The sequence below is a fragment of the Candidatus Atribacteria bacterium genome, assembly GCA_011056645.1.
In the GTDB taxonomy this organism is placed as follows: domain Bacteria; phylum Atribacterota; class Phoenicimicrobiia; order Phoenicimicrobiales; family Phoenicimicrobiaceae; genus Sediminicultor; species Sediminicultor quartus.
This window is the reverse complement of the sequence record DSEL01000202.1, coordinates 1-8,832: the sequence shown is the minus strand read 5'-3', so window position 1 is coordinate 8,832 and position 8,832 is coordinate 1. Positions and strand designations below refer to the sequence as shown.

Here is an 8,832-nt window from a genome sequence, read left to right as displayed (position 1 = left end):
TAGATGTACAAGTAATTGAAGATATTAGCTCTGATTTGATAAAAGAACTTTGCAAGAAAGTGCTTGCAAAGTTTAATCAAAGCAATGCCTCTAAAAAGTTACTTGATTTTGCTGGCAAATTAAACCCGAGAATTCTAATATTGCGTGATATCCGCCATCATGGAACGATATTGGGTTTTTCAGCTTTTCATTGGGTTCGTTCAAGCATTCTTTTCCAGGAGTTCAAGGATAACCTAGTATCCGAATACGTTCGGGAGAATGCAGTTGGCCGTACAATAGTTATTGATGGTATTTTTACCATCAGCGATACGGAAAATAGATCAGGACTGGAAAACCTTGAGCAGGTTGTTCTTACCGAAACTCTCTCTTTTTGTATCGAGAAAGATTACAGCTATGCGGTATTCAGGAATATATTAAATGATTATAGTTTAATTTCCTTAAAAGAGAATCTGGAACTCATGGGGTTTTACCGTCTACCTTTTAGCGACAAAGATAATCCTGTATTTGTAGTGGATATGAGTAAACCTTGTATAATCAATTTAGATACTGAGTCAATTATAAAAGAACCATTCTATGGAAGTTTATCCATCAAAAAATCAATTTTACGATCTCGTAAACGATTATTAAAATCATTTACCACTTTTTTCCCCGGGAATGTAGTTTTACCATTTAATATAGATTTAATCAATCAAACCATTGTGAAGGAAATTTGTAAGATAAATGATGTCTCAACTGCACCGTTAATTCCCCGTATTTTAGGAAAGTCAATGTGTGTGCCTTTTGGAAAGATACTGCATAAGATGGTAGTACCCAATACGGTAACTAAATCTCTTCACACCGAAAAAATATTTACTCCTAACGTGAAAAGCTTTGAAATTGATGCCTTTCCCCATTATATGAGTTTGGAAAATCAGGTAAAAATAATTCGTTCATTTGATATGCCGGTAATTCTTATTGACGACTATTTACACAAGGGTTATCGAATAAAAACCTTAGAACCTCTATTTAACAAATATGATATTAAAGTAAAAAAAATAATTGTGGGGGCACTGTCCGGCAGTGGAAAAGAGATAGCTAATATATTAAATAGAGATGTTGATTGCGCTCATTTTATTCCTAATCTTAGATTATGGTTTAATGAGAGTGAATTGTATCCTTTTATTGGAGGAGATGCATTAAGGAGAAAAATAAGGACTCAAGGGAATTTAGTCAGATCCATTAATCAAATACTACCTTATACTTTCCCTTCCTTTATTAAAGATGTTTCGGCAAAAATCATTTATAGTTTTTCCGAAATTTGTATTGAAAATGCTTTGATTATATTGGAAGCTCTGGAAAATGAATACCAGATTATCCAACAAAGAAAATTAACTCTTGACCATTTGGGAGAGGTAATTATTTATCCTCGATATCCCGATCAGGGAGAAGATATGGACTATAAATTAAGCCATAGCCCTTCTCATTATTTAGAGAATAGTCTCGAACTTTTACGACGAACAAAGGGAATAGCAGACCGGTAAATATAAGATAGAGAGTCGTACCTAGAATCTCGTTTTGGATTTGTTATTTACTTATCTGGTTAGTTGGTTAAGGCAAGATAAAGGTAATTTAATTTCCTCTCCCTCGAGGAGGGATTAGGATTAGGGGAAAAAATAAAGATGTATTTTTATAAATTAAAAAATAAAATAATTATTTCCCAATCGAGATATAGTGGATTGAATAGAATATCCGAAAATGAAGCCCAAGAATGCAAGGAAATAATTTACGCACTAAACCGGATAAGCCCTTCAAAATCCAGAAGGTATTTTAGTATTACCGATCCTTCCCTAATCTTTTTAAAAGGAGAAGGGATTAACCTGCTACAAAAACCTAAACAGGTTGATTATGATCTACCCCTGTGGTTGAAAGAAAAAATAAATAAGAAAAAAGTAAGTTCCATTAATACCGCATATCCTTACTGGCAGAAAATGTTAACTTATAAACTCCCTTCTCGTTGGAAAGTCAATATTGTAGGATTGGGTGATGTAGGAGGAACTCTCCTTGCCAGTTTGCGATTACTGGGTGGAAGCCGCATTGAATCTGTCGGTATATATGATACTAATATAAACTCGATGAAAAGATGGGAATTAGAAGCAAATCAGATATTTTATCCTTTTTCTGCTGGGAAATTTCCCGAGGTTTACTTCATAAGAGAAGAGAATTTTTTTGATTGTGACATGTTCGTCTTTTGTGCAACAGTAGGAGTTCCTTCTTTGGGTGAAGAACAGGAAGATGTAAGAATGAAGCAGTTCAAAGGAAATTCTAAAATAATCTCTAATTATGCTCAAGAAGCCCGGAAAAAAGCCTTTAAGGGAATATTTGCAATTATATCGGATCCAGTAGATCTCTTATGTAAAGATGTTTTTTTAACAAGCAATAAAAATACAAGAGGAGAGTTTGATTTTAAAGGATTAGCAGCAGAGCAGATAAGAGGATATGGATTGGGAGTTATGCATGCCCGGGCAGTTTATTATTCAAAACAAACTACTAAAACTGCAAAATACAATCAAGCAGGCAGAATTTTTGGCCCACATGGTCATGGTTTAATCATTGCCAACAGCTTAAAAAAATATGATGAAGATCTTTCGGAAAAACTGATTAATCAGACCCTAAAAGCAAATTTAGAAATAAGAAAAACCGGTTTTAAGCCTTATATTGCCCCGGCTTTATCTTCAGGAAGTTTTCCTCTCATTGCCACTATGAGTGGAAAGTGGCATTATAGTGCATCCTTTATGGGTGGAGTATTTTGGGGAGCGAAAAATAGATTAATCGCATCAGGAACTGAGATTGAAAGAATAAATATTCCTCCTAATTTATTAGAGAAAATTAAAAAAAGCTATATGGATTTGGGTAATATCTTGTAAGCAATATCGAGGTAAAGTAAATTATTTTATGAATAACCTTTATTTGATCGTCCCAGGAAAAATATCGGATAATTTTAATGAGATTATTAAGAAAGCTACTGAAAATTGCTTCTTAATTACTATAAAAGATCTGGAGGATTTTCCTCCTGATTTACGTTATAAGAAAATTATATTTGCTCTTGAGTTAGATCAATGTGGATTTAATATCCCTTTCTATGAAATGCTTTTAAAGTTGAAAGCAAGGGGAAATGATTCTCTTTTAGGTTCAAAGGCTGTAATTATTATTCAAAGCTCGAGTGAGTTATTTACCAAGAGTGCTGCTCAAGAGATAATTTTTTTAACTAATCAAATGGGATGCAGGTTTCCCGGTCATTCCATAGTAGAGGCTACCCGCAAACTTAATAATTTTCTTACCTGGCAAAAAACATCTAGCCTAAATCTTATGGAGATTTACCGGAAGCAAGCCCAACAGGTAGTGAAAAAATTATCTGAAGAAAAATTAAAATTAATAAATAAGCCGAAGATATTAGTACTACATTCCAGTTTGTTTAAAACATCTAATACTCTTATGCTTTGGAAAATGGTTAGAGAATATCTCCGGGAAGAAGCTATCCGAGAACTCCATGTAGAAAATGGAACAGTAATAGACTGTCGGGGGTGTTCTTATAAAACCTGTATTCATTATAGTGAAGAAAAAAGTTGTTTCTACGGGGGGATTATGGTAAAAGAAATTTTTCCCGCGATAGAAGAGGCTGATTGCATAATCTGGCTATGTCCCAATTATAATGATGCTATATCAGCAAAGCTAATGGCAGTAATTAATCGAATGACGGTGCTTTACAAAAGGATAAAATTTGGAGATAAAACATTATTTTCTATCGTAGTTTCAGGAAATTCAGGGAGCGATTGTGTAGCCAAACAGCTAATAGGTGCTTTAAATATTAACAAAGGATTCAGATTGCCTCCTTACTTTACTTTAACTGCTACCGCTAATGACCCAGGTTCAATAACGAAGGTACCGGGGATAGATAAAAAAGCTAAAGAATTTGCAGAAAACATAAAAAATGAAATTAAAAAATAAAATAAAGAGAAATAATTGATATAATGCAGAAAAGAGACTTGAAAAACTTTTCCTTAGGCGAACTTCGGGAAGAGGTTAAAAATTTAGGAGTAGAAAAATATAGAGCTGATCAATTATTTGATTTTCTTTATAAAAAAGGAAAGGAAGACTTCACGGATATGATGACTCTTCCCAAATCCTTAACAACTCTACTTCAAAAATATTTTTATATTAGTAAAATAGGATTGAAAAAGGTTACTAAATCAAAAGACCAAACCAAAAAATACTTATTTAAGTTAGAAGACGAAAATTTAATAGAAAGCGTCCTTATATTTGCAGGCAAAAGAGTAACTGAATGTATATCCTCTCAAATTGGTTGTAAATATAACTGTTTGTTTTGTGAAAGCGGGAAGAAAGGCTTTACCCGAAATCTAACAGTTAGTGAGATTTTAAATCAGGTATTATGGGTGAAAAAAGAGATTGGAACTGATCTCAATAATATTGTATTTATGGGCATTGGTGAGCCCTTAGATAATTATGATAATGTGGTAAAAGCCATTGGTATATTGAACTCGAAAGATGCTTTTAATATTGGAGCAAGGAGAATTACTGTTTCTACCTGTGGGGTGATACCAGCAATAAAAAAGTTACAAGAACGTAATTGGCAGATAGAGTTATCAGTGTCTCTACATGCCCCGGAAAATAAATTAAGATCATACCTAATGCCGGTAAACAATATATACCCTTTACCTGATCTGATAGAAACTTGTAAGAGTTATGTGAAAAAAACAAAAAGACAGATAACTTTTGAGTACCTCTTGATTAAAGGAGTAAACGATACACTAAATGATGCAGATAAATTAGCCAGACTGATTGGTGGATTTAACTTTAAAGTAAATTTAATTTCTTTTAATCCTACACCCGATTCATTGCTGCAGGCATCCGCTATTTTTCAAGTCAAATCCTTTAAGGATGAACTGACTGCTAAAGGAATTCCAACCACCATAAGAAGATCAAAAGGCGATGATATCTCTGCTGCCTGTGGACAGTTAAAGAGTCTGCACCTAAAATAGGTTATTTGATAATTGATCATTAATTCAATATTCTCCTGCTTATTTTTTCAAACTTGTAAAATGCACCATAAAAACATTTGTTTATTATGCTTTACTCATTACACCTTACTTATTAATATTTTTTATACCAGATACCGGATGCTAATTTTTCTTGACTTTATCAACATATCTGATATACTTTTAACGAAGATAATGTTGGCTAACGGGCCCATAGCTCAGCTGGCAGAGCAACCGGCTCATAACCGGTCGGTCCCTGGTTCGAATCCAGGTGGGCCCACCAATAGATAATAGTGATTCAGTTTTAATCATAATATAAAATGAGCAGTGAAAGATCTATGAAAAAACTTAAAAATATAAAAATATCAGAATATTATAAAAGCCTTACTTCTTAGTTATAAGAAGTAAGGCTTTTTTTGTTTTAATGGACTCTACAACTATATAGAAAGGAGGAATTAGTCATTGATAGAAGAATATGCTATTCTTTTAGAGTTACAGAAATACGATATTGATATCGATGAGGAAGAAAAAAAGAAGAAAAATTTACCTTTCTTAATAGAAGGGGTTGTAAAAGAGATTGAAGAAATGAAAGATCGGTTAAATAACAGAAATATTAATTATAAGAATTTACAGATTAAATTAAAAAGAAAAGAATTGGATTTGGTCGAGAAATCCAATAAAATTAGTAAACATCAGGAAGATTTATACGGAGGGAAAATATCCGATATAAAAGAGCTTAAACAGATACAGAAAGTAATAGCTAATTATAAAGAAGAAAAAGATAGTATAGAAGAAGAACTTTTAAATCTAATGGAGGAAGCAGAAGACCTTGATAAATTAATTAGAGATATTGACCGAAATTTGAAAATAAAAGATAAAGAATTTATAAAAAGCAAAGAAGAAATAGATTTGAAAAGATCATCAATTGAAAAGAACCTGCATTCTCTAAAGGTTAAAAGGAAAGAGATATTAAGCAAAATACACAATGATCGTCTTTTAAAAGAATATGAACTTATTAGAAAAGAGAAGGGTGGGAAAGCAATTATAGAAGTTGATGGTTCTATATGCCCAGGTTGTTATCTCGATCTTCCCAGTGATGTTATTTATCAATTAGAAAAGAATCGGAAGATAGTTATCTGTCCTAACTGCAGCCGAATTCTAATTTGGAAAGGTCAAACTAATTGACTTTAAGATATTAAAATGGTACTTTAAAACTGAAAAATGAACATTTGATAAGTAGATTAGGTAATCGCGGATGAGATAGTATCTCTTCCGAGGAAAGTCCGAGCTCCACAGGGCAGAGTGCTGGGTAATCCCCAGTGAGGGCAACCTTAATGAAAGTGCTACAGAAAATACACAACTGGGCATTTAATTTTGAATACCCAGTAAAGGTGAAAAGGCAGGGTAAGAGCCTACCAGTTATTAGGTGACTAATAAGCTTAGTAAACCCCACTCGGAGCAAGACCAAATAGGAAGAATTGTGGTAGCCCGCTGAATCTTCGGGTAGGTCGCTAGAGGTGTAGGGTAACTTACATCCCAGATAGATGATTACCACTCTTATATTTCATTAATGGTTACTTGGTTAACCAGTTAAGGTTAATAAGAGGACAGAACTCGGCTTATATGATCTGCTTATCATAAATAAGAAAATAGGGACGACTTTATTTTTCCAAAAATAAAGTCGTCCCTATTTTCTTATTTATGAGTTTCTTTCCTCCTTCTTTTTTCCAAAAAAATACCAATAAATAGCGTAACTATGATAGAAAAGACGCTAAATATATGGTATTTTAAATTTTTTTAAAAAAAATTAAAATATTTTCAAAAAAAAAGAGGATTTTTCAAATGAATGTAGTATACTATATACAGGTGGAGTAAAGTGGAGTAAAGTGGAGAATAAAAATAAAGGAGATTCTATGTTTTTAGGGCAATACGAGCACTCAATCGATGAAAAGGGAAGATTGATCGTACCAGCAAAATACCGGGAATCTTTAGGAGATAATTTTATTGTCACTTTCGGTCTTGATACTTGCCTTTTTGTATATCCTTTAGAAGAGTGGACAAATTTATCTGAAAAGATGAAGTTGCTTCCCTTAGGTCAGAGAGATGCCCGAGCATTTAAAAGGATATTGTTTTCCCGGGCTACAGATTGCACAGTAGATAATCAAGGTAGAGTGGTTATTATGAAATATCTGAGGGACTATGCTCGGATCAATAAAGAAATTATGATTATTGGTGTTTTAGATAGGATAGAGATCTGGAGTAAAGATGTATGGGAAGAATATTTTGGAAAAGTTGAAAAATCATATGAGGATATTGCCGAAAGAATATACGAACAAGAAGGTTAATCTATGGTAAATTCCTTTCACACTCCTGTGTTAACAAAAGAGATCTGTAATTACTTAAACTTAAGGAAAGGAGGTGTTTATATCGATTGCACTTTAGGGGGTGGAGGACACTCCAAAGCTATTTTGGAAAGTATTTATCCCCATGGTTTATTGATCGGTATCGATCAGGACATAGAAGCAATTAAAAAAGCAAAGGAAGAATTAAAAGAATATAGCGATAAAGTAAAATTAGTTAAAGGTAATTTTAAGAATTTAGTAGGGATTCTATCAGATTTAAATATAGATAGAGTTGCGGGGATAGTCTTTGATTTAGGAGTGTCCTTCCACCAACTAACAGAAAAAAAACGCGGATTCAGTTTTAAAGAAGATAGTCAGCTAGATATGCGGATGGACTTAACGCAAAAATTTAACGCTGACTTCATCATTAATAGTTATTCGGAAAAAGATTTAGCGGAAATATTTGAAAAATACGGAGAAGAGCGGTTCGCCAGGAGAATTACCAGAATCATTGTTACTGAGAGAAAAAAGAAAGCCATTACTACAACCAAACAATTGGCTGATTTGATTATAAAAGCTCTTCCCGAAACCAAAAAGAGAAAGACCTGGAGGATTCATCCTGCAACTAGGATTTTTCAGGCGATCAGGATTGAGGTGAATCGCGAACTTGAAAACCTGGAAAAAGGATTGAATCAGGCAATTGAACTTTTAGAGGACCAGGGAATCGTATGTGTTATTTCCTATCATTCATTAGAAGATAGGATAGTTAAACACTTGTTTAAGGAATTAGAAACAAAGGAAAAAGAAAAAAAGAATTACAAACTAAAAATTATAACTAAAAAACCAATTAGACCTTCTTCGGAGGAAGTAAGGGATAATTCTAAAGCAAGAAGCGCTAAATTAAGAGTGGCAGAGAAAATATTAAAAATAAAGGGGTAAAAAATGCGAGAGATCGGTGCAATAGCTTTCGATCATCACCAAAATAAGCATGCTTTAATTATTTTGGTGTCATTTTTAATTTTAGTCGTTTTTATCACCTCTATAGTAATTTTTTATATATCTAATAATATAGTATTAACTGAATTAGGATATAAAATAATACAATTGGAAAATAATAAAATAGATTTAGAAGAAGAAAACAAAAGACTTGAGCTGACAGTGGAAAGTCTTTCTGCTTTAAGCAGAATTGAAAAAATTGCTTGTAATCAGTTGGGCATGGTTAGGCCAAAAGAAGTAAAGTTTATTGCTTTCAATCGCATTGCCAAGGTTAATTCTACGAATAGTACCAGAGTAATCAGTAATAATAATGAAGAGAAGAGTAAGTTTTGGGCTAGTTCTGATGCAGAGAAGATCAATGACTTGATTTTGGGGGTATTAAAATAATATACTGTAGCAATATAGGTTAAAGAGGGCGGGAATAGCTGTTGCTTTTCAAAGAGAAAAAAGAACGTATTATT

7 protein-coding genes, 1 tRNA gene and 1 other RNA gene are annotated in these 8,832 nt (G+C 33.0%); all 9 read left to right on the top strand.

Annotated elements, in window-relative coordinates:
- The first annotated feature begins 1,658 nt into the window (after positions 1-1,658).
- Positions 1,659-2,903: a lactate dehydrogenase gene (locus ENO17_09540; GenBank protein ID HER25274.1), complete on the top strand. Its 1,245-nt coding sequence runs from the start codon at positions 1,659-1,661 to the stop codon at positions 2,901-2,903.
- A 28-nt stretch (positions 2,904-2,931) separates the two neighbouring features.
- Positions 2,932-3,984 carry an NADPH-dependent oxidoreductase gene (locus ENO17_09535; GenBank protein ID HER25273.1) on the top strand — a complete coding sequence of 351 codons (1,053 nt, stop codon included), beginning with the start codon at positions 2,932-2,934 and terminating at the stop codon, positions 3,982-3,984.
- A 23-nt stretch (positions 3,985-4,007) separates the two neighbouring features.
- Positions 4,008-5,036 (top strand): 23S rRNA (adenine(2503)-C(2))-methyltransferase RlmN, encoded by a 1,029-nt coding sequence (gene rlmN / locus ENO17_09530; protein HER25272.1) that lies wholly within the window; start codon positions 4,008-4,010, stop codon positions 5,034-5,036.
- A 204-nt stretch (positions 5,037-5,240) separates the two neighbouring features.
- Positions 5,241-5,316 (top strand) — tRNA-Met (locus ENO17_09525).
- A gap of 179 nt (positions 5,317-5,495) precedes the next feature.
- The gene (locus ENO17_09520; GenBank protein ID HER25271.1) at positions 5,496-6,218 is read left to right on the top strand and encodes a hypothetical protein; all 723 of its coding nucleotides are present in this window, start codon (positions 5,496-5,498) and stop codon (positions 6,216-6,218) included.
- A 48-nt stretch (positions 6,219-6,266) separates the two neighbouring features.
- An RNA gene (rnpB, locus tag ENO17_09515) (RNase P RNA component class A) lies at positions 6,267-6,672 on the top strand.
- A 274-nt stretch (positions 6,673-6,946) separates the two neighbouring features.
- Entirely contained in the window at positions 6,947-7,378 is a 432-nt protein-coding gene (gene mraZ, locus ENO17_09510; protein ID HER25270.1) for a transcriptional regulator MraZ, read from the top strand.
- A 3-nt stretch (positions 7,379-7,381) separates the two neighbouring features.
- A complete protein-coding gene (gene rsmH, locus ENO17_09505) occupies positions 7,382-8,314 on the top strand; it encodes a 16S rRNA (cytosine(1402)-N(4))-methyltransferase RsmH (protein HER25269.1) in 933 nt (310 codons plus the stop codon).
- A 3-nt stretch (positions 8,315-8,317) separates the two neighbouring features.
- Complete coding sequence (locus tag ENO17_09500; protein HER25268.1) at positions 8,318-8,758, top strand: hypothetical protein; 441 nt, start codon at positions 8,318-8,320, stop codon at positions 8,756-8,758.
- Positions 8,759-8,832: the final 74 nt, after the last annotated feature.

Excerpts from the sequence above, each read along its gene's own strand:
- rlmN (HER25272.1), top strand. The coding sequence starts at position 4,008 with ATGCAGAAAAGAGACTTGAAAAACTTTTCCTTAGGCGAACTTCGGGAA.
- mraZ (HER25270.1), top strand. The coding sequence starts at position 6,947 with ATGTTTTTAGGGCAATACGAGCACTCAATCGATGAAAAGGGAAGATTG.
- ENO17_09500 (HER25268.1), top strand. The coding sequence starts at position 8,318 with ATGCGAGAGATCGGTGCAATAGCTTTCGATCATCACCAAAATAAGCAT.
- ENO17_09540 (HER25274.1), top strand. The coding sequence starts at position 1,659 with ATGTATTTTTATAAATTAAAAAATAAAATAATTATTTCCCAATCGAGA.
- rsmH (HER25269.1), top strand. The coding sequence starts at position 7,382 with ATGGTAAATTCCTTTCACACTCCTGTGTTAACAAAAGAGATCTGTAAT.
- ENO17_09535 (HER25273.1), top strand. The coding sequence starts at position 2,932 with ATGAATAACCTTTATTTGATCGTCCCAGGAAAAATATCGGATAATTTT.